Consider the following 263-nt stretch of genomic DNA (forward strand, 5'->3'; position numbering starts at 1 on the left):
GTGAGGACGAGTTTGGGTGCGGTGCTGCCGGCTTCCTTGGAGTTGAGGTCCAGGCCGTCGGTGCTGGTGGCGTCCAGGCCGAGGGAGAGTTGTTGGCCGAGCTCGCCGGCCAGGGCGCTGGCAGTGAGCGGAACGCTGTAGTTGCTGTTGGCTGCTGTGGGTCCGAGGGTGCCGATGCTGGTGCCGAGCGCGGGGCGGTTGTTGTAGGTGATTCCGCTTTCGGTCCAGCTGTCATCCGTGACGAGTTTGATGTTTTGTTTGCC

1 protein-coding gene is annotated in these 263 nt (G+C 63.9%); it reads right to left on the bottom strand.

Features of this window, described 5'->3' with window-relative positions; genetic code table 11:
- On the bottom strand, positions 1-263 hold a 263-nt coding region (locus AC6CHP_RS20785), incomplete at both ends, for a CBM96 family carbohydrate-binding protein (protein ID WP_498232071.1).

The sequence above is a fragment of the Pseudarthrobacter sp. GQ63 genome, from assembly GCF_059758765.1.